Here is a 19,637-nt window from a genome sequence, read left to right as displayed (position 1 = left end):
CCGCGCAGTGAGGAGCCCCGTACCGGGCGCGATGCCGGTACGGGGCTCCTCACTGCGCGGGCGCGCCCGGTCGGTGCCGCCGCCGTGGTCACGGGGCGGCCGGGCGGGCCGTGCGGGGCGGTCAGTCGCCGATCAGGGCGTCGACGAACGCCTCCGGGTCGAACGGGGCGAGGTCGTCGGGCCCCTCGCCGAGACCGATCAGCTTGACCGGGACGCCCAGCTCGCGCTGGACCGCGACGACGATGCCGCCCTTGGCGGTGCCGTCGAGCTTGGTGAGCACGATGCCGGTGATGTCCACGACCTCGGCGAAGACCCGGGCCTGCACCAGGCCGTTCTGGCCGGTGGTGGCGTCGAGGACCAGGAGCACCTCGTCGAGCGGGGCCTGCTTCTCGACGACGCGCTTGACCTTGCCGAGCTCGTCCATGAGCCCGGCCTTGGTGTGCAGCCGGCCGGCCGTGTCGATGAGGACGACGTCGGCCTGCTCGGCGATGCCCTCCTTGACCGCGTCGAACGCGATGGAGGCGGGGTCGCCGCCCTCGGGGCCGCGCACGGTGCGCGCCCCGACCCGCTCGCCCCAGGTCTGGAGCTGGTCGGCGGCGGCGGCGCGGAAGGTGTCCGCGGCGCCCAGGACGACCGACTTGCCGTCGGCGACCAGGACCCGGGCCAGCTTGCCTGTGGTGGTGGTCTTACCGGTGCCGTTGACGCCGACGACCATGACGACGGCGGGCGTCTCCAGGCCGTTCTCCGTCTTCACGGCGCGCGGAGCGTCGGTGGCGATGAGCTTCAGGAGCTCCTCGCGGAGCAGGGTGCGCAGCTCCTGCGGGGTACGGGTGCCGAGGACCCGGACGCGCTCACGGAGCCGCTCGACCAGTTCCTGGGTGGGGGCGACGCCCACGTCGGCGGTGAGGAGGGTGTCCTCGATCTCCTCCCAGGTGTCCTCGTCGAGGTGCTCACGGGAGAGCAGAGTGAGCAGTCCCTTGCCCAGCGCGTTCTGCGAACGGGCCAGGCGGGCCCGCAGCCGGACCAGGCGCCCCTCGGTGGGCTCGGGCACCTCCACCTCGGGGGCGGCCGGTGCGGGCTCGGCTTCGGCCGGCGGGGCCTCGGGGGCCTCGGCGGTCGGAAGATCCACCTCCTCGATGGTGCGGCGCGACTCGTCGCGCGGCGTCTCGGCCTCGTCGCCGACACGCGGCTCGGCCGGGGGGGTGGTGATGGTCGGGGTGGCGCTCGGGCGCTCGGCCGGCGGCAGCTGCTTCTTCCTGCGGCCGCCGATCACGAGCCCGCTGACCGCACCGACCAGAACCACGGCGATGACTACAGCAAGGATGACGATTTCCATAACCCGTCCAGTATCAGCCATGGGGGTGGCGGGGGGAGGGAGCGGCGATGGCCGGGGTGGGGGACACGGCGGGGCGGCTCCGGGTGCGAGGCGGGGGCGCGCCGGGGCGGGGATCGCGTTTGCGCAGGTCGCGCGCGACGTGCGCCGCGGTACGGGGCCGTGCCGGACGGGCGGGGCGGGGCGCCTGGCCCTGCCGCACCGGCGCCGCACCGCGCCGGGTGCGCCACCGGTCCTCGCCGCGCGCCCCTCACCGCCGGTGCCGGTCTCCGCCGTGCGCCCTGCAGGCCGCGTGAGCCTGTACGCCGCGCCCTCCGAGGCGCACCGTGCCCGCCCCGTACGTCGCGCGCGACCTGCGTGAACGGGGCCGACGTCGCCTCAGTCACGCACAGCTGCGGGGCGCCTCCCCCAGCGTCGCGCCGTCCAGCGACGTCCGCTCTCCCCACGCTCCGCATCGGGTGAACAAGCTCTCAACACGTTGACCACGGCCCTCCACGGGCGGCGCGCCTCCGGAGCGTGGCGCTGCCTGCCCCGCACGCCGCGCCGCCGCCCCGCACCGTGCCCGCCCCGTACGTCGCGCGCGACCTGCACAAACGCGTCCCACGCCCCGTACGCTGCTCCGCCCCGCAGAGCGTTCCCCGCCCCACCCTGGACTCCTTGCCCCGCCGCCTCGCGCACTCCCCATCGAGCGACCCCAGCCCCAACCTGGTTGACGCTGCCGCCACCCGGGCCCACATCCCAGCCAACCCCACGCAACGGAACAGGGCGTCCCCGCCCACAAGCGACGACGCCCCGCGCGCCTCCCTCCTTCACCCCCGCGCCCCGCCCCCCGCCTCCCGCCGGCCCAGGGCCGGACGTCAGCCCATCTCCTCCAGGGCCTTGCCCTTCGTCTCCTTGACGAACTTCAGGACGAACGGGATCGACAGCACCGCGAAGCAGGCGTAGATCACGTAGGTCGCCGAGAGGTTCCAGTCGGCGAGGCTCGGGAAGCTGGCGGTGATGGCCCAGTTGGCGATCCACTGGGCGGAGGCGGCCACGCCGAGTGCGGCGGCGCGGATGCGGTTCGGGAACATCTCGCCCAGGAAGACCCAGACGACGACGCCCCACGACAGTGCGAAGAAGAGCACGAAGACGTGGGCGGCGATCAGCGCGGTGGTGCCCTCGGTGCTGGGGAGCTTTCCGTCGACCAGCGGCGCGGAGAACGCCCACGCCTCCACGGCCAGGGCGGCGGCCATGCCGCAGGAACCGATGAGGGCCAGCGGGCGGCGGCCGACCCGGTCGACGAAGATCATCGCGATGACCGTGCCGATGATGTTGATGATCGACGTCGTGAAGGAGTAGAAGAACGAGCCCTCCGGGTCGATACCGACGGACTGCCACAGGGTCGAGGAGTAGTAGAACGCCACGTTGATGCCGACGAGCTGCTGGAACATGGACAGGCCGATGCCCACCCAGACGATCGGCAGGAACCAGAACCGTCCGCCCAGCAGGTCCTTGAACGACGGCTTGTGCTCGCGCCGCATCTTCTCGTCGATCTCCGCGACCCGGGCGTCCAGGTCGATGCCGGTGCCCTCGACCTCGGACAGCACCTTGCGCGCTTTGTCCTTGCGGCCCACCGAGATCAGGTAGCGGGGCGACTCGGGGATCACGAAGGAGAGCAGCCCGTAGAGAGCCGCGGGGATGACCATGACACCGAGCATCAGCTGCCAGGCTTCCAGGCCCATGAGCTTGCCGCGCTGGTCGCCGTCGGCGGCGGTGAGGATGCCGTAGTTGACGAGCTGGGAGACGGCGATGCCGATGACGATGGCGGCCTGCTGGAAGGAGCCGAGCCGGCCGCGGTAGGCGGGCGGGGCGACCTCGGCGATGTAGGCGGGGCCGATGACGGAGGCCATGCCGATGGCGAAGCCTCCGACGCAGCGCCACATCGCCAGGTCCCACAGGGCGAAGGGCAGGGCGGAGCCGATGGCGCTGGCGGTGAAGAGGACGGCCGCGATCCGCATGCAGTTGATGCGGCCGATGCGGTCGGCGATGCGTCCCGCCGTGGCGGCGCCGATGGCACAGCCGATGAGGGCGATGGCGATGACCTGGGCGAGCGTCGCCGATCCGACCTCGTACCGGTGCCTGATCGCTTCGACGGCGCCGTTGATGACCGAGCTGTCGTAGCCGAACAGGAAGCCGCCCATCGCCGCGGACGCCGCGATGAAGATGACGTGCCCGAGGTGCTCGGGGTGCGCCTCCCTCGCTCCTGAGCGGGGCGGCGTGGCGTCTTTCGTCACAGGTCCTCCTCGGCCCCGTCGTCCTGCCGGGCCTAGGGGAACCGGACGTTGGGGCGGACGGCGGTCTGTTCCAGTGGCGCACACCCGGCCCGGCACCGCCTTCCCGGAAGCCGTCGCCTCACCCGTTCGAGTCCGCGCCGGTCCCTCGCGGACTTCAGCGCAGCCGCTGGCCGATCACCTTGGAGACCCCGTCGCCCTGCATGGAGACGCCGTAGAGCGCGTCGGCCACCTCCATGGTGCGTTTCTGATGGGTGATGACGATCAGCTGGGAGGACTCCTGGAGCTCCTGCATGATGCGGATGAGGCGCTGGAGGTTGGTGTCGTCGAGCGCGGCCTCCACCTCGTCCATCACGTAGAACGGGCTGGGCCGGGCCTTGAAGATGGAGACGAGCAGGGCGACGGCGGTCAGGGAGCGTTCGCCGCCGGAGAGCAGCGAGAGCCGCTTGACCTTCTTGCCGGGCGGGCGGGCCTCGACGTCGACGCCGGTGGTCAGCATGTGGTCCGGGTCGGTGAGGACCAGGCGCCCCTCGCCGCCCGGAAAGAGCCGCGAGAAGACGCCCTCGAACTCGCGGGCGGTGTCGTGGTACGCCTCGGTGAAGACCTGTTCGACCCGGTCGTCCACCTCCTTGACGACCTGAAGGAGGTCGGCGCGGGTACGGCGGAGGTCGTCGAGCTGCTCGGAGAGGAACTGGTGGCGCTCCTCCAGCGCGGCGAACTCCTCCAGCGCCAGCGGGTTCACCTTCCCGAGCTGCTGGTACGCCCGTTCGGCGGCCCGCAGCCGCTTCTCCTGCTCGTCCCGGTGGAAGGGGCGGGGCCGGTTGCGCGCGTGCTCCGGGTCCTCGGGCAGCTCCTCGCCCTCGGCGGGCGGCGACGGCGGTACGGGCTGCTCGGGCCCGTACTCGGCGGTCAGCGCGGTCGGCTCGACGCCCAGCTCCTCCAGGGCGCGGGTCTCCAGTTGCTCGATGCGCAGGCGCTTCTCGGCGCCGAGGACCTCGCCCCGGTGGACGGAGTCGGTGAGTTTGTCGAGTTCGGCCTTCAGGTCGCGGCCACGCCCCCGCTCGGCGTCCAGCTCGGTCTCCCGCGCCGCTTTGGCGCGATCCGCCTCCGCGCGCTCGGCGGCGGCCCGCTCCACGGAGATCTCGATGTGGGCCAGCAACTGGCGCGCCCCCGTCGCGACGGCCGCCGCGACGCGCGCCTCGTGGCGCAGCCGGGCGCGGCGCCGCTCGGCGCGCGCCCGGGTCTCACGCTCGGCGCGCGCGGAGCGGTCGAGCCCGTCGGCACGTCCGGCGAGCGCCTTGACCCGCTCCTCGTGGGTACGCAGTTGGAGCCGGGCCTCCATCTCGGTCTGGCGGGCGTTGGCCCCGTCGGCGGAAAGCCGGTCGCGTACGGCGGTGTCGGGCTCCTCCTCGGCGGGCGCCTCCTCGGCCACGGCGAACCGCTCGGCCAGTTCCGCGGCATCGGCGGCGGCCCGGTCGAGGGCTTCCTGGGCCCGGGCGGCGGCGGCCGTGGACCGTTCGGCCTCCCCCGCCGCGGCGCGGGCCTGCCCGGCGAGGCGACCGAGCTGCTGGGCGACGGCGGACTTCTCGTGGTCGGCGCGGCGGCGCCGTTCGGCCAGGTCCTCGGCGCGGGCGGCCTGTTCGGCGCGGAGCCGGGCGGCGCCCTGCTGGACGGCGGCGAGTTCCTCGCACCGCCCGTCGAGGGCGGCGAGTCCGGCGGCGGCCTCGTCCACCTGCGCCTGGACCTCCAGCAGGCTGGGCGCACCGGCCGAACCGCCGTGGGCGAAGTGCGGCCCGAGGACGTCGCCGTCCCGGGTGACCGCGACGACCGTCCCGCCACCCGCGCCGACGACCGCCTCCGCCTCCGCCAGTCCGTCGACGACCACCATGCCGTCGAGCAGCACCCGCAGCGCGGGAGCCAGGTCGGCAGGGGCCCGGACGAGCTCCACCAGGCGGGGCGGGTGCGGGGCGGCCTGCGCGGCCCCCTCCCCCGCGCCCGGGACGGGCTCGGCGCCGGGCGCCGGGGTGGCGTCGGTATGGCGTGCGGCGCCGAGCGCGACGCGTTCCTGCACCGCACCGGGGCCATCTGACACCGCGTCGTACGGGGCAAGCTCCCCCGCGCTCCGGGGCTCGTCCTCCTCGACCCCGCCGCAGAGCGCCCCGTGGCGCTCCGTCCCGTCCCGCGGCGCCGGCGGGTGCGCCCCGTGGAGTGCCGCGCCGCCGCGCCCCGTGGCCCCGCCACGTCCCGGCTCAGCCGCCCCGTAGTCCCCCGCCCGGGCCGGCCCGGGCACCGACGGGCCCTCCCCCGCGCCCCCGTCCGCACCTGCCCCGTTCCGCCCTGCCCGCCCCAGCACCAGCGCCGCCCGCCCCGCGTCGCGGGCGCGGAGCAGCCGCAGCGCCTCGGCCGCGGCGTGCGGCCCGGCGGCGGTCAGGGCGTCAGCGGCGGAACCCAGCGCGGCGGCCACGGGCACCTCGTAGCCGGGTGCGACGTCCAGGAGGGCTGCGAGGGGCCCCGCCACTCCGTCGAGCAGTTCGCGGGCAGCGAGCAGTTCGCCGGTGCCGTCCTTGCGCCGCAGTCCCTGGGCGAGGGCCTCGTGGCGGGCGGCGAGCGCGGCGCGGCGGCGCTCGGCTGCGGTGGTCTCGTCGCGGGCTGCGGTCAGCGCGGCCTCGGCGTCGGCGAGCGCGGCGCGGGCCGCGTCATGCCGGGTGCCGAGCCCGGTGTCGGCGGCGTCGAGACCGTCGACCTCGGTGCGGAGCTGCTCGTACTCCTCCTGGGCGGCGACGGCGCGGCCCGCCGCCTCGTCGCGGGCGGCTGCGAGCCGGTCGGTCTCCTCCTGGGCGGAGGCGGCGCGGCTGCGGGCGGCGTTGACCTGTCCGTGCAGTCGGGCGAGTCCCTCGCGCCGGTCGGCCAGGGCGCGGGCGACGTCCTTCAGGCGGCGTTCCTCGGCGGCGAGGGCGCGCTCCAGTTCGGCGCGGTGCTCGACGGTGTCCTCCAGCGCGTGCTGTGCCGCTTCGAGGGAGGCGGCGAGTTCGGCCTCCTGTTCGCGGACGCGGGCGGCCTCGCGCTCCAGTTCCTCGGGGTCGCGGCCGCGCCGTTCCTCGACGGGTTCGGCGCTCGCGCTGCGGACCCGGGCGTCGGCGAGGCCGATGGTGCCGCGCACGCGTTCGGCGAGCTGGGAGAGGGCGTACCAGGTCTCCTGGGTGCGTTGGAGGCGCGGTGCGAGGCGACGTACCTCGCCTTCGAGGGCGGCCTCGCGCCGCTGGGCGGCCTTGAGTTCGGCCTCGGCTCCGTCCCGGCGCCGCTTGAGTTCGGCCTCGTCGGCGATCTCGGCGCTGAGTGCCCGGGTGAGGGTGACGAGGTCGTCGGCGAGGAGGCGGAGCCGGGCGTCGCGCAGGTCGGCCTGGATGACAGCGGCGCGCCGGGCGACGGCGGCCTGGCGTCCGAGCGGTTTGAGCTGGCGGCGCAGTTCCTCGGTCAGGTCCTGGACGCGGGCGAGGTTTGCCCGCATCGCGTCGAGTTTCCGCAGCGCCTTCTCCTTGCGCTTGCGGTGTTTGAGGACACCGGCGGCCTCCTCGATGAAGGCGCGCCGACCCATGGGGTCCGCGTGCAGCACGGAGTCGAGCTGTCCCTGGCCGACGATGACGTGCATCTCCCGGCCGATTCCGGAATCCGAGAGGAGTTCCTGGATGTCGAGGAGCCGGCAGGTGTCGCCGTTGATCTGGTATTCGCTGCCGCCGTTGCGGAACATGATCCGCGTGATGGTGACCTCGGCGTATTCGATCGGCAGAGCGCCGTCGGAGTTGTCGATGGTGAGGGAGACCTCGGCCCGGCCCAGCGGAGGCCGCCCGGTGGTCCCGGCGAAGATGACGTCTTCCATCTTGCCGCCGCGCAGGGATTTGGCGCCTTGTTCGCCCATGACCCAGGAGAGCGCGTCGACGACATTGGATTTACCGGAGCCGTTCGGGCCTACGACACAGGTGATCCCGGGTTCGAAACGCAGGGTCGTGGCGGAGGCGAAGGACTTGAATCCGCGCAGGGTCATGGCCTTGAGGTGCACGCCGTGGGACTTTACCGCCCGCCGGCGTGGCCGGGCTGGCGCGGAGGGGCGTCTGCCGGTTGTGGTCCGGCGGTTTCACGGTGCGGAGCGCAGGGCAGATCAGTCGGTAATGACGTGTCGGCACACGGCGATCTTGAGGGGGAAAGGAAAAAGGGACGCCGAAGCGTCCCTTGCACTGCGGTCGACCAGCCACCGGCGCTCCGTGCGCCTTTCGGCGGACGGACGGCGGCGGAAGTGACGACCGGTGCCGTTCCTGAATTTCGATCTTTCCCGGACTGAACCGAAACCGGACCCGCGCGGAAGCGCACAGGCGGCGGAGGCTGATCGCGTGGCGGTGATCGACAGGGATCAGCCCTCGCGACGGGGTCGGTCTCCTGGAATTTCCGACAGGATTCCGGAAGGGAAGATCGTGCTCGCTGACGGATGGGCGACTGCGTACCTGGATACGTCCGGCTGCTACCTGGCTGCGGACTCGGCCGTTCCCGCACAGCCGTGCGGGGGCGTCAGTCAGGTGAGCGCAGGCTCCGCCTTGGATACGTCGAGGCTGTCGAGAAGCGCGTCGCTGTGGTGAGAAGCGGCAGCCGCGAGCGCGTCGTTCTCGGCCTGAATCCGAACGATCTCGGATTCGAGGTCCTGGACGCGCTGCTGGAGCCGTCGCATCTCGGCGAGGAGCCGCGGGTCGGAACCACCGACGTAACCGAGAAGCGCCTTTGCCATGATGGATGGTCCTCCACACTGAGTAACCGAACGAATCGGTGTGGGTCGTGAGGGAATCGCACCCGCGATGCCTGGCAATGCTGGATTTTTGTTGGCTCTCACATGCCAAACAGCTGTGGTGCGCGGGTATTCCAGAGTCTCACCAAAAAGTTTGACGGTCAACACGATCACAGCCAGTATCGGCAGAGCTCCGGCGGCCCAGGCGCGGCCATGCGGCGGCGCGGCCGATTCTGCGGAGCCCGGCGGGCGTGGTGATCAACCTCGTCAGGGCAGCCTCGCACGGCCGCACGTTCTTGGCAACCACCAGGTCATAGCCGCCCCGGGGCCCGGACACGCCGCCGCCGACGCCCGCGGCGGAGCGCCCCGAAGGGGGCCGCGTGCGTACCTCCGTCAGCGGATCGCGAAGGTGTCGTAACCACCGCGTGGCGTGTCCCAGATCTCAGTGACTCCGTCGACGCGGCCGGGTGTGTCGCCCTCGGCGAGCCAGTCGAGGAGCGTACGGCAGCCGGCGCGGGGGCCCTCGGCGACGACCTGGACGCGCCCGTCGTCGAGATTGAGAGCAAAGCCACTCAGTCCCCCGATCTCCAGCGCCTTGGCCCGCGTGAACCAGCGGAAACCCACCCCTTGCACCTGTCCCCGGACCCAGACCACCAGCCGCGCTTCTTCGTTCATGGCTGCACGCTAACCGGCCATATGGCTCAGGAGCATCTCGCCCTCACTCGTCTTGGGCTACAGTCCCGACGCGGCGATCTCACCCGATCGGGTGAGATCGCGCGGGGAACGCTTCACCGTCCGGCCAAGGAAGGCTCAGTACATGGGACGCCACAGCCGAGCAGCCCACGGCGCTACCAACGGCAACGCCGCGCGTGCGGAACGGCCGGAGCAGGCCGCCCGGCCACACGCCCCCGGGTACGTACGACAGGAAGCGGCTCCGCTCCAGGAAGGCCGCTCGCACCGCCGCCCCAAGCGCGGCGCGGTGCCGGTGCGCACCGGGCTGCTCGGTGTGTCGGCGGCCGTCGCCATGGGCGCCGTGGCCGTCGCGACCGGCCTGCTGCCGGGCGGCGGCGACCACTACGCCGTGACCGGTGAAGGGCCCTCGGGCCGTGTCGAGGCGGCGGACGGACCCAGCGACCTGGAGACCAACGGCCGCTCCGACGGGGGATCGAGCCGCGGCGCGGACCGCTCGGCCGGGCCGAGCGCGGAGCCGTCGTCCGCGACCGACGGGAAGAAGGACAAGGCGGAGGGGAAGTCCGCCGAGCCGGACGCCGCCGAGGGCAAGCCGTCCAAGGCGCCGGAAGCCTCGCGCACGCCGGAGAGCGCCCCGGCGCCGACCCCCTCGCGTACGACGCGGGCGCCCGCCCCCTCGCAGCCCACCGCCGCGCCCTCCACCCCCGCCGACACCTCCGCGGCCGCCGCCGTGCTGTCCCTGGTCAACCAGGAGCGGGCCAAGGCGGGGTGCTCCCCGCTCACCGCCGACACCGAGTTGCAGGCGCTGGCGACCGCGTTCAGCAAGGACATGGCGGCGCGCGGCTTCTTCGACCACACCGACCCCGACGGGGACTCCCCCTGGGACCGCGCGGAACAGGCGGGGGTGGCCGGCCTCGGCGGCGAGAACATCGCCCGCGGCCAGGCCAACGCCCAGTCCGTCATGGATTCCTGGATGAACAGCCCCGGCCACCGCGCGAACATACTCAACTGCGACTACAAGACTCTGGGCGTCGGCGTGCACTTCGCCGAGGGCGGCCCGTGGTGGACGCAGAACTTCGGCTTCTGACGGCGCTCGGCCGCCGTCGCACGTCAGCCCGCCGCCCGCGGCGGGCGCTGGCAGCGCGGGCAGAAATAGCTGGAGCGGTTCATCCAGGGCCGACGGCGGATCGGGGTTCCGCAGCGGCCGCAGGGCTCGCCCTCGCGGCCGTAGGCGTCCAGGGAGCGGTCGAAGTAGCCGGATTCGCCGTTCACGTTGACGTAGAGGCTGTCGAAGCTGGTGCCGCCGACGTCGAGGGCGGCGGTCATGACCGCGCGGATGTGGGTGAGCAGTTCCGCCGAGCGGGGGCGGGTGAGGGAGGCGGTGGGCCGGTCGTAGTGGAGGCGGCTGCGCCAGAGGGCCTCGTCGGCGTAGATGTTGCCGACGCCGCTGATCAGGGACTGGTCGAGCAGGGCGCGCTTGACGGTGGTGCGGCGGCGGCGCAGTGCCTGGTGGAAGGCGTCCTCGTCGAAGAGCGGGTCGAGGGGGTCGCGCGCGATGTGGGCGATGGCGTCGGGCAGCCCGTCGGGGCCGGTGTCGTGGAGGGAGAGTCCGCCGAAGGTCCGCTGGTCGACGAAGCGGAGTTCGGTGCCGAGCTCGTCGGCGAAGCGCAGCCGCACTCGCAGGTGCTTCTCGTCGGGCGCCTCGCCCGGCTGGACCAGGAGCTGGCCGCTCATCCCGAGGTGGGCGAGGACGGCGAAGGGCGCGTCGTCCACGGGGAGCCAGAGGTACTTGCCGCGCCGCAGCGGGGCGGCGAAGCGCAGGCCGGTGAGGCGGCGGGCGAAGTCCTCGCCGCCGGCCAGGTGGCGGCGGACCGCGCGGGGATGCAGGACGTCGGCGGAGGCGACGGAGCGCCCGGTGATCCAGCGTTCCAGTCCGCGCCGGACGACTTCGACCTCGGGCAGCTCGGGCACGTGCGCTCTTCCCCTCACGTAGGTGCGCGCCGGGCGGGGCGCACCGGGACAGCAGTACGCCGGCCGCCCCGGTTGCGGGACGGCCGGCGGGTGCGGGCGGGTCAGGCCGAAGCCTCGTCGGAGGACGGAGCCGGAGCTTGTGCCTCCTCCTTGGCTCGCTCGTCCGCCGCGGCGCGGATGGCGCGCCAGGCGGACTCGGCGGCCTGCTGCTCCGCCTCTTTCTTGCTGCGGCCGGTGCCGGTGCCGTACGAGACGCCTCCGACGCGGGCGGCAGCAGTGAAGGTCTTCTCGTGGTCGGGGCCGGTCTCCGAGACCAGGTACTCGGGCACGCCGAGCCCCTCGGTCGCGGTCAGCTCCTGGAGGCTCGTCTTCCAGTCGAGGCCCGCGCCCAGACTGGAGGACTTCTCGATGAGCGGGTCGAAGAGCCGGTGGACCAGCTCACCCGCCGCTTCGAGGCCCTGATCGAGATAGACCGCGCCGATCACCGCTTCCAGGGTGTCGGCGAGGATGGAAGCCTTGTCCCGGCCTCCGGTGCCCTCTTCGCCTCTGCCGAGGCGGATGAAGGAACCGAGTTCGAGGCCGCGGCTGACCTCGGCCAGCGCACGCGAGTTGACCACCGCCGCCCGGAGTTTGGCCAGCTGGCCCTCCGGCAGGTCGGGGTGGGTTCGGTAGAGCGTGTCGGTGACCACCAGGCCGAGCACGGAGTCCCCGAGGAACTCCAGTCGCTCGTTGGTGGGCAGGCCGCCGTTCTCGTACGCGTACGACCGGTGAGTCAGCGCACGCACCAGAAGGGCGGACTCGAGGTGGTACCCGAGCCGCCCTTCCAGAAGCGTGTGGGACGAGGCCGTGGTGTCCGCCTTCTTGGCGTTGGACAGTTCAGACATCGGGCCTCTCACCAGCCGCTCAGACCTCGAGGACCTGGCGCTTGTTGTAGGTGCCGCAGCTCGGGCACGCGATGTGCTGCTGCTTCGGCTCGTGGCAGCGCTCGCACGCAACCAGGGTGGGGACCGCAGCCTTCCACTGCGACCGGCGGTGGCGCGTGTTGCTGCGCGACATCTTCCGCTTCGGAACAGCCACGGCTACTTCTCCTGCTTCTCGTCGACACCGGGGTCGGCGCCGCTCAGATCGTCCTTCTCGCCTGCCTGGTTGGTCCCGGCGAGTCCTTGCAATGCCGCCCACCGAATGTCGGTGGCGTCATGGTGGTGGTCCGGATCGTCCGCGAGCCGCGCCCCGCACTGGGAGCACAGGCCCGGACAGTCGTCCTGGCACACCGGCTGCATGGGCAGTGCGAGCACTACCGCGTCACGCAGCACCGGTTCGAGGTCGAACATGCCGTCCTCGAGCGGGATGATGTCCTCGTCGTCCTCGGCGTCGTCGCCCGGTTCCGCGGTGCGGCCCCGGTCGGCGGCGTCAGGGTACGAGAACATCTCCTGGAAGTCCGCTTCGAGCTCCAGCCCGAGCGGCTCCAGACACCTTACGCACTCCCCCTTCGCGGCGGCACGGGCGGTCCCCGTGACGAGGACCCCTTCCATGACCGACTCGAGGCGGAGCTCGATCTCCACCGGCGAGCCCTCAGGCACGCCGATGACGTCTTCGATTCCGAACTCGGGGGAGCCCGGGGCCTGCGCCGTGCGGTTCAGCTGCTGCATGGCACCCGGACGCCGCCCCAGCTCATGCGTGTCGAACACGAGGGGGTTGCGGTGGTCGAGGCGCGTGTTCAGAGCTTTACCTTCTTCCGGTTCACAAGATCAAGGGGGATGCGGCCCTGCCGGATGCCTCCGGGGGACGGTCCGCGGGCCCTCCGGCCCGGTCCGTCGTCACCGGGGAGTCCGCCGGGTCCCCCGCGGGTGCTCCGCCGGGGCCGTGGACAGGCACGACCGAGGAGCCAGGATACTGGACCGGGCCGCTGTGTCCCAATCGGGCCGCCGCACCCCGCCTGCGCCGCTCTCTCAGCGCCCCTGCTCGTAGCGGCGCAGCTCCTCCGCGCTGATCATGCTCGTGTCGAAGAGGCTGGTCTCGTCGAGCGCCGCGGCGGGGCGCTCCTGCGGCACCGGCGGTACGGCGTACCCGCCCGCGCCGTAGCCGACCTGGGCCGGGTAGTCCTGCTGCGCGTACCCCTGTTGCGGCTGTCCGCCCTGTCGGCCGTAGTCGTACGCGCCGGGCTGCTGCTGGTCCTGGTAGCCGTACGGTGCGGGCTGCTGCGGGGGGTAGGCGTCCTGCTGCTGGTAGGCGTAGGCGTCCTGCTGGGCGGGGGCGCCGTAGCCGTACGGGTCCTCCGCGGCGGGCCGGGCCTGGTCGGCGTACGACGGCTCCTGAGGCGGGGCGGCGGGGACGGGGGGTGCCGCGGGCGCCGGGGCCGGTGGCTGCGGGGTGGCGGGGACGGCGAGACCCGCGAGGTAGTCGGCGTCGCTGGTGGCGGCCTGGGCGGCGTCGTCGCCGAGTTCGCCGAGAGCGGCGAGGTCGTCGGTGGCGACGCGGCCGTGGAGCTTCTGGCGGCCGCGGCCGACGGCGTCCAGCGTCTTGCCGAGGACGGCCTCGAAGGCGCCGAGCTTGGCGCTGACGTAGTCGTCGGCGCGGCGGCGCAGCGTCTCGGGGTCGTGGCTGCGCTCGGGGGCGTCGGGGTCGTCGTAGCCGTCGTCCGCCCCGAGGTCGGCACCGAGGAGCTTCTCGCGGCCACGGCCCACCGAGCCGATGGTCTTGGTGAGGACCACTTCGAAGTTGGCGAGTTTGGAGTCGACGTAGTCGTCGGCCTGCGCGCGGATCTCCTCGGCCTCCTGGCGGGCCTCGGTGAGGATGCGGTCCGCCTCGTCCTGGGAGCGCTGGGCGACGGCGGTGCCGGAGACCAGGCTGCCGCGTTCGGCGTGGGCGGACTGGATGATCCGCTCCGCCTCCTGGCGGGCCTGCTCGACCATCCGCTCGCGCTCGCCGATCAACTCCCGCGCCTCGGCGAGGGAGCCGGGCAGCGCCTCGCGGACCTCTTCGAGCAGGGCGAGCAGTTCGGCGCGGTTGATCACGCAGGAGGCCGACATGGGCATGGACCGGGCGCTGCCGACCGTGTCGACGATCTCGTCGAGCTTCTTCTGGACGTCCACCGGTGCTCGCCAATCTCTGTGCCTGGTTGGGAAGTCGGACGCTCCGACTGTACGGCCAGCGGGCGCCCGGCGGACACCGGGTGAGGCGGTGTCAGCTCCCGCCGGGCTCCCCGCGGGCGGGGCTCACTTCTTGCCGAGACGAGTGCCGAGAGCGGCCAGGACGGGCTCCGGGACCAGGTGGGAGACGTCGCCGCCCCAGGCCGCGACCTCCTTGACGAGGCTGGAGGAGAGGAAGCTGTAGGTGGGGTTGGTGGGGACGAAGAGCGTCTCGACACCGGAAAGGCCGATGTTCATCTGGGCCATCTGGAGTTCGTAGTCGAAGTCGCTGACGGCGCGCAGGCCCTTGACGATGGCGGGGATGTCGCGCTGCTTGCAGAAGTCGACGAGCAGGCCGTGGAAGGACTCGACCTGGACGTTGCCGAACTCGGCGGTGACCTCGCGGATCAGGTCGATCCGCTCGTCGATCTCGAACAGCCCCTTCTTGGACTGGTTGATCATGACGGCCACGTGGACGACGTCGTAGAGCCTGGAGGCACGGGCAATGATGTCGAGGTGTCCGTTGGTGATGGGGTCGAACGACCCTGGACAGACGGCACGGCGCAACTGAAGTCCCTCGCTCCCGGGTCCGGTCATCGTGCGTCTTCGCACGTAGAGGCGGCGCGACCGTACCAAAACGTGCCCTCGCCGTAGCGGCGGGCCCGCTCAGGGTGAAATCCGTCCGGCCACCCGAATTCTCCCCCTCTGGTGGCGCGTTCCACCGTGACGAGCGCCTCATCGGCGAGCCATCCCCCGGTGCGCAGTGTGAGGAGGATCTCCCGGAGTTCCTGGTCGGTGACGGCGTACGGCGGGTCGAGGAAGACCAGGTCGTACGGGGCCCCGGGCGGGGGTCCCGCGACGGCCTGGGCGGCCTTGGCGGCGCGGACCTCGGCTCCGGGGAGGCCCAGGGTGCGGACGTTGTCCCGGATGGTGCGGACGGCGCGGGCGTCGGCCTCCACGATCAGGGCGTGCGCGGCGCCCCGGGAGAGCGCTTCGAGCCCGACGGCGCCGGAGCCGCCGTAGAGGTCGAGGACCCGGGTCCCGTCGAGCGGCCCGCCGTGCAGCGACTGCCAGGTGGAGAAGAGCCCTTCGCGGGCCCGGTCCGAGGTGGGGCGGGTGCCGGTGCCCGGCGGTACGGCGAGGCGGCGTCCGCCGGCGGTGCCGGCGATCACGCGGGTCATCTGAGTCCTTCGGGGCTGGGGGTGCGGCCGGGGTCCACGATATGGCGTAGGGGGCCGGGGCCATCTCGCGGCGTACGGCACGGCTCCGGGCGGGCGCGGCCGGTCATCCCTTGTCGAGGTACTGCTCGCGCTCCTCGTCGAGCAGGGCGTCGAGGGCCGTGCGCAGGGCGGGAAGGCCGGTGAGGCCCGGGTCCTCGGCGACGGTGCGGGTGGCCTCCTCGCGGGCCTCGGCGATGATCTCCTCGTCCTCGATGACGGCGAGCATCCGCAGCGAGGAGCGGACTCCGGACTGGGCCTGGCCGAGGACGTCGCCTTCGCGGCGCTGCTCCAGGTCGATGCGGGAGAGTTCGAAGCCGTCGAGGGTGGCGGCGACGGCGGCGAGGCGGGCACGGGCGGGGGCCGCCTCGGGCATGTCGGTGACCAGGAGGCAGAGGCCGGGGGCGGAGCCGCGTCCGACGCGGCCGCGGAGCTGGTGGAGCTGGGAGACCCCGAAGCGGTCGGCGTCCATGATCACCATGGCGGTGGCGTTGGGGACGTTGACGCCGACCTCGATGACGGTGGTGGCGACCAGCACGTCGACCTCGCCGGCGGCGAAGCGGCGCATCACGTCGTCCTTGTCGTCGGGGGCCATGCGGCCGTGCAGGACCTCGATCCGCAGTCCGGCCAGTGGCCCCGCGGCGAGCTGCCCGGCCACGTCCAGGACGGCCAGCGGCGGCCTGCGGTCGCCGTCGTCGGCGGCCTTCTTCTTGGCGCCGCCCTCCTCCTCGTCGCCGATGCGCGGGCAGACGACGTACGCCTGGTGGCCGTTCTCCACCTCCTCGCGGACGCGTTCCCAGGCGCGGGTGAGGAAGCGGGGTTTGTCCTGGGCGGGGACGACGTGGGTGGAGATCGGGGAGCGTCCGGCGGGGAGCTGGTCGAGGACGGAGGTCTCCAGGTCGCCGAAGACGGTCATGGCGACGGTGCGCGGGATGGGCGTGGCGGTCATGACGAGGAGGTGCGGGGTGCGGGCCTCCTCCTTGGTGTGGCCCTTGGCACGCAGGGCGTCGCGCTGCTCGACGCCGAAGCGGTGCTGCTCGTCGACGACGACCAGGCCGAGGTCGTGGAAGTGGACGGTGTCCTCGATGAGGGCGTGGGTGCCGATGACGATGCCGGCCTCGCCGGTGGCCAGGTCGAGCAGGGCCTTGCGGCGCGCGGCGGCCGTCATGGAGCCGGTGAGCAGGACGACCTTGGTGGCGTGCTCGGGGGCGCCGAGGGTCGCGCCGTCGGCGAGGTCGCCCATCATCTCGGTGATCGAGCGGTGGTGCTGCTGGGCGAGGACCTCGGTGGGCGCGAGCATCGCGGCCTGGCCGCCGGAGTCGACGACGGCGAGCATCGCGCGCAGCGCCACCATGGTCTTGCCGGAGCCGACCTCGCCCTGGAGGAGGCGGTGCATGGGGTGGTCGGTGGCGAGGTCGTCGAAGATCTCGCGGGAGACCTTCTGCTGGCCGTCGGTGAGGGTGAAGGGCAGCCGCGCGTCGAAGGCGGTGAGCAGCCCCTCGGGGGCGGGGCGGCGGGGGACGGCGGTGAGCTGGCCCTCGGCGTGGCGACGGCGGGCGAGGGCGACTTGGAGGACGAACGCCTCGTCCCATTTGAGGCGGGCGCGGGCCTGGGCGACGTCTTCCTGACTCTGCGGGCGGTGGATCTTCCGCAGCGCCTCGGGGAGCGGGAGGAGCGCGCGGCCTTCACGGAGGGAGCCGGGGAGCGGGTCTAGGGCCTCGTCGGCGCTGGGGAGGACGGCGTCGACCGCCTTGGCGATCTTCCAGGACTCCAGTTTGGCGGTGGCCGGGTAGAGCGGGATGAGGGCGCCGGCCCACGAGGAGACGTCCTCGGCGCCGTCCGCGCGCAGGAGCTGGTAGGCGGGGTGGGCGAGCTGGAGGCGGTGGTTGAAGACCGAGACCTTGCCCGCGAACATCGCCCGGGTGCCCGGCTGGAGGTCCTGGTGCGGCTTGTGCACGCCCCGGCCGAAGAAGACGAGGCGCAGCGAGCCGCTGCCGTCGGTGATGGTGACTTCGAGCCGCTTGCCGCGCCCGGCGTTGAAGGTGTGCACGCGGGCGTCGGAGACCTGGGCGACCACGGTGACGTGCTCGTCGAGCGGGAGGTCGGCGAGGGTGGTCAGCTCGCCGCGCTCGGCGTAGCGGCGCGGGTAGTGGTGGAGGAGGTCCCCGACGGTGTGCAGGCCGAGGTGGTCGGCCATCACCTTCGCGGTGGGCGGGCCGACTACTTTCTTCAGGTTCTCATCGAGCGCGGGCACGTGGTCCATTGCACACCACGGGGCTGACAATCGGCGCCAGGGGCCGGGCGGCCACGAACGTTCACGGGTGCCCCTCGCCCGCTACTCGACGCCGACGAGCATCGGCGAGCCCTGCCGCCCGCCCCGGTAGACGACGGTGTCCACGGCGAGGTGGCGGGCGCGTACGTGCCGCTCCAGCAGGTCGGCCACCTGCTCGGGCACCTCGTCGTCGAGGACGAGCGTGACCATCTCGCCGCCCGCCGAGAGCATCCGGTCCAGGACGGAGCGGGCGGTGTCGGTGAGGTCGGCGCCGATGACCGCCACGTCGCCGTCGACCAGGCCGAGCACGTCGCCCGCCTGGCAGATGCCTGCGGTGGTCCAGGACTGGCGTTCGGCGACGGTGATCTCGCCGTGCCGGGTGGCGCCGGCGGCGGAGGTCATGGCGACGACGTCCTCGTCGAAGCGGCGGCCGCTCTCGTGGACGGCGAGCGCCGCGATGCCCTGGACCGCGGAGCGGGTGGGGATGAGTGCGACGCGGACGCCGTCGTCGCGGGCCTGCTCGGCGGCGACGGCGGCGGTGTGCCGCAGCTCGGGGTCGTTGGGGAGCAGGACGACCTCGTGGGCGTGGGCCCGGCGGATCGCCTCGGCCAGCTCGCCGCTGGCGGGGGGTTCCCCGACCCGGGCCAGCACGGTGGTCGCGCCGCTCTGCGCGTACAGCTCGGCCAGGCCGTCGCCGGGGACGACGGCGACGACGGCACGGGGGGCGCGTTCGGGGGGCCGCTGCGCGGCGTCGGAGCGGGCGGCGGCCTGGGTGCCGAAGTGGGTGATGCGGACGCGGTGCGGGCGCCCCGCCTCGATCCCGGCCTCCACGGCCGCGCCCGCGTCGTCGACATGGACGTGGACGTTCCACAGCCCGTCCCCGCCGACGACGACGAGCGAGTCCCCGAGCGCGTCGAGCCGGCCCCGGAGCCGGTCGACGGCGGCGTCGTCCGCGTCCAGGAGGTAGATCACCTCGTACGCGGGGCTGTCGGTGGCGGACTCGCCCTCGGGCCGGTCGGCCGCGGCGGCGCACGGGGACGCGCCGTGCGGGGCGGGGGACGCCGCGGCGCACGGGGCGGTGAGGCCGCCCGGGGCACGGGGGGCGGGGCGGGCCGGGGGTTCGCCGGTGAGGGCCTCGACCAGGGCGTGGAGGACGGTGACGAAGCCCCGGCCGCCGGCGTCGACCACGCCGGCGCGGGCGAGCACCGCGAGGTGCCGGGGCGTCTCGCCGAGGACGGCGAGCGCGGCGTCGTGCGCGGCGCGGGCGACGGTGGCGCAGTCCGCCGCACCGGCGGCGTCGGCCCCGTCGGCCCCGTCGGCCGCGGCGGTGGCGACGGTCAGGACGGTGCCTTCGACGGGGTGGGCCACGGCGCTGTACGCGGAGTCCGCCGCGCGGCGCAGCGCCCGGGCGAGGCGGGGCCCGTCGGCGTACGCCGCGTGAACCTCGTCACCCGGCGTGGTCAGGATCTGGGCCATGCCACGTAGCAGCTGGGCGAGGATGGTGCCGGAGTTGCCGCGCGCCCCGATGAGCGCCCCGTGGGCCATGGCGCGTACCGCGTCGGGCAGGGCGGGCCGGGTGGCGCCGGTCTCGTGGGCGGCGAAGACGGCTTCGACGGCCTGGGCGGCTGACTCGACGGTCAGGTAGAGGTTGGTACCGGTGTCGCCGTCGGCCACCGGGTAGACGTTGATGGCGTCGATGTCCTCGCGGTCCCGCCCCAGCGCGTCGAGGGCGAGGGCGCACCAGCGGCGGACGGCGGGGGCGTCGAGGCGGCCGCCTCTGCGGTGCGGGGGGCGCTGACGCGGGGCGGGGGGCGGGGACCCCGCGGGCCCCCCTTCCGGCTCGGGCACCTGCGCCTCCTCGTGCGGCTGGACTGCCCGCAGCGTAGACCCGGTGACCCCGGTGGGCGGGAACAGGGGCTCCGCCGCCCGTGGTAGTTTCGTCGGGCAGGAGCGGCCGTTGTATGCTGCTCCAGTTGCCCGAT

At 73.4% G+C, this 19,637-nt stretch carries 15 protein-coding genes; 1 reads left to right on the top strand and 14 read right to left on the bottom strand.

Annotated elements, in window-relative coordinates:
• Positions 1-121: 121 nt before the first annotated feature.
• From ftsY to ACSLIC_RS20455, 5 genes are all read right to left on the bottom strand, one after another.
• On the bottom strand, positions 122-1,336 hold the full coding sequence (gene ftsY, locus ACSLIC_RS20475) for a signal recognition particle-docking protein FtsY (RefSeq protein ID WP_436739160.1): 1,215 nt from the start codon (positions 1,334-1,336) through the stop codon (positions 122-124).
• 854 nt (positions 1,337-2,190) lie between these two features.
• Positions 2,191-3,609 carry a sugar porter family MFS transporter gene (locus ACSLIC_RS20470; protein WP_436739159.1) on the bottom strand — a complete coding sequence of 473 codons (1,419 nt, stop codon included), beginning with the start codon at positions 3,607-3,609 and terminating at the stop codon, positions 2,191-2,193.
• 154 nt (positions 3,610-3,763) lie between these two features.
• Entirely contained in the window at positions 3,764-7,663 is a 3,900-nt protein-coding gene (locus ACSLIC_RS20465; protein WP_436739158.1) for an AAA family ATPase, read from the bottom strand.
• A 507-nt stretch (positions 7,664-8,170) separates the two neighbouring features.
• Positions 8,171-8,380: a hypothetical protein gene (locus ACSLIC_RS20460; RefSeq protein WP_003951107.1), complete on the bottom strand. Its 210-nt coding sequence runs from the start codon at positions 8,378-8,380 to the stop codon at positions 8,171-8,173.
• A gap of 390 nt (positions 8,381-8,770) precedes the next feature.
• Positions 8,771-9,052 carry an acylphosphatase gene (locus ACSLIC_RS20455; RefSeq protein ID WP_436739157.1) on the bottom strand — a complete coding sequence of 94 codons (282 nt, stop codon included), beginning with the start codon at positions 9,050-9,052 and terminating at the stop codon, positions 8,771-8,773.
• 142 nt (positions 9,053-9,194) lie between these two features.
• On the opposite strand from ACSLIC_RS20455, the gene ACSLIC_RS20450 reads away from it, so the two are divergent.
• Positions 9,195-10,154, top strand: coding sequence for a CAP domain-containing protein (locus ACSLIC_RS20450; protein ID WP_436739156.1), 960 nt, complete (start codon positions 9,195-9,197; stop codon positions 10,152-10,154).
• Between the two features lie 23 nt (positions 10,155-10,177).
• On the opposite strand, the gene mutM is transcribed toward ACSLIC_RS20450, so the two are convergent.
• The 9 genes from mutM to ACSLIC_RS20405 form a co-directional block, all read right to left on the bottom strand.
• Complete coding sequence (gene mutM / locus ACSLIC_RS20445; protein ID WP_436739155.1) at positions 10,178-11,038, bottom strand: bifunctional DNA-formamidopyrimidine glycosylase/DNA-(apurinic or apyrimidinic site) lyase; 861 nt, start codon at positions 11,036-11,038, stop codon at positions 10,178-10,180.
• Between the two features lie 101 nt (positions 11,039-11,139).
• Positions 11,140-11,922 (bottom strand): ribonuclease III, encoded by a 783-nt coding sequence (gene rnc / locus ACSLIC_RS20440; RefSeq protein ID WP_436739154.1) that lies wholly within the window; start codon positions 11,920-11,922, stop codon positions 11,140-11,142.
• Between the two features lie 19 nt (positions 11,923-11,941).
• Positions 11,942-12,115 (bottom strand): 50S ribosomal protein L32, encoded by a 174-nt coding sequence (rpmF, locus tag ACSLIC_RS20435; RefSeq protein WP_003951102.1) that lies wholly within the window; start codon positions 12,113-12,115, stop codon positions 11,942-11,944.
• Positions 12,116-12,117: 2 nt separating this feature from the next.
• A complete protein-coding gene (locus ACSLIC_RS20430; protein ID WP_436739153.1) occupies positions 12,118-12,687 on the bottom strand; it encodes a YceD family protein in 570 nt (189 codons plus the stop codon).
• Positions 12,688-12,987: 300 nt separating this feature from the next.
• Entirely contained in the window at positions 12,988-14,130 is a 1,143-nt protein-coding gene (locus tag ACSLIC_RS20425; protein ID WP_436739152.1) for an ATP synthase F0 subunit B, read from the bottom strand.
• 123 nt (positions 14,131-14,253) lie between these two features.
• Positions 14,254-14,733 carry a pantetheine-phosphate adenylyltransferase gene (gene coaD / locus ACSLIC_RS20420; protein WP_436740429.1) on the bottom strand — a complete coding sequence of 160 codons (480 nt, stop codon included), beginning with the start codon at positions 14,731-14,733 and terminating at the stop codon, positions 14,254-14,256.
• A gap of 26 nt (positions 14,734-14,759) precedes the next feature.
• Entirely contained in the window at positions 14,760-15,347 is a 588-nt protein-coding gene (gene rsmD, locus ACSLIC_RS20415; protein WP_436739151.1) for a 16S rRNA (guanine(966)-N(2))-methyltransferase RsmD, read from the bottom strand.
• Positions 15,348-15,450: 103 nt separating this feature from the next.
• Positions 15,451-17,646 (bottom strand): ATP-dependent DNA helicase RecG, encoded by a 2,196-nt coding sequence (recG, locus tag ACSLIC_RS20410; protein WP_436739150.1) that lies wholly within the window; start codon positions 17,644-17,646, stop codon positions 15,451-15,453.
• A 72-nt stretch (positions 17,647-17,718) separates the two neighbouring features.
• The gene (locus tag ACSLIC_RS20405; RefSeq protein WP_436739149.1) at positions 17,719-19,503 is read right to left on the bottom strand and encodes a DAK2 domain-containing protein; all 1,785 of its coding nucleotides are present in this window, start codon (positions 19,501-19,503) and stop codon (positions 17,719-17,721) included.
• Positions 19,504-19,637 lie beyond the last annotated feature (134 nt).

The organism is Streptomyces sp. BBFR102, from assembly GCF_051397025.1.
Lineage (GTDB): Bacteria > Actinomycetota > Actinomycetes > Streptomycetales > Streptomycetaceae > Streptomyces.
The sequence above is the reverse complement of the archived record's forward strand: the minus strand, read 5'-3'. Positions and strand labels throughout refer to the sequence as shown.

Coding starts and splice junctions, on each gene's coding strand:
- rnc (WP_436739154.1), bottom strand. CDS start 11,922: ATGTCTGAACTGTCCAACGCCAAGAAGGCGGACACCACGGCCTCGTCC.
- recG (WP_436739150.1), bottom strand. CDS start 17,646: ATGGACCACGTGCCCGCGCTCGATGAGAACCTGAAGAAAGTAGTCGGC.
- rsmD (WP_436739151.1), bottom strand. CDS start 15,347: ATGACCCGCGTGATCGCCGGCACCGCCGGCGGACGCCGCCTCGCCGTA.
- ACSLIC_RS20455 (WP_436739157.1), bottom strand. CDS start 9,052: ATGAACGAAGAAGCGCGGCTGGTGGTCTGGGTCCGGGGACAGGTGCAA.
- ACSLIC_RS20460 (WP_003951107.1), bottom strand. CDS start 8,380: ATGGCAAAGGCGCTTCTCGGTTACGTCGGTGGTTCCGACCCGCGGCTC.
- ftsY (WP_436739160.1), bottom strand. CDS start 1,336: ATGGAAATCGTCATCCTTGCTGTAGTCATCGCCGTGGTTCTGGTCGGT.
- ACSLIC_RS20430 (WP_436739153.1), bottom strand. CDS start 12,687: ATGCAGCAGCTGAACCGCACGGCGCAGGCCCCGGGCTCCCCCGAGTTC.
- ACSLIC_RS20450 (WP_436739156.1), top strand. CDS start 9,195: ATGGGACGCCACAGCCGAGCAGCCCACGGCGCTACCAACGGCAACGCC.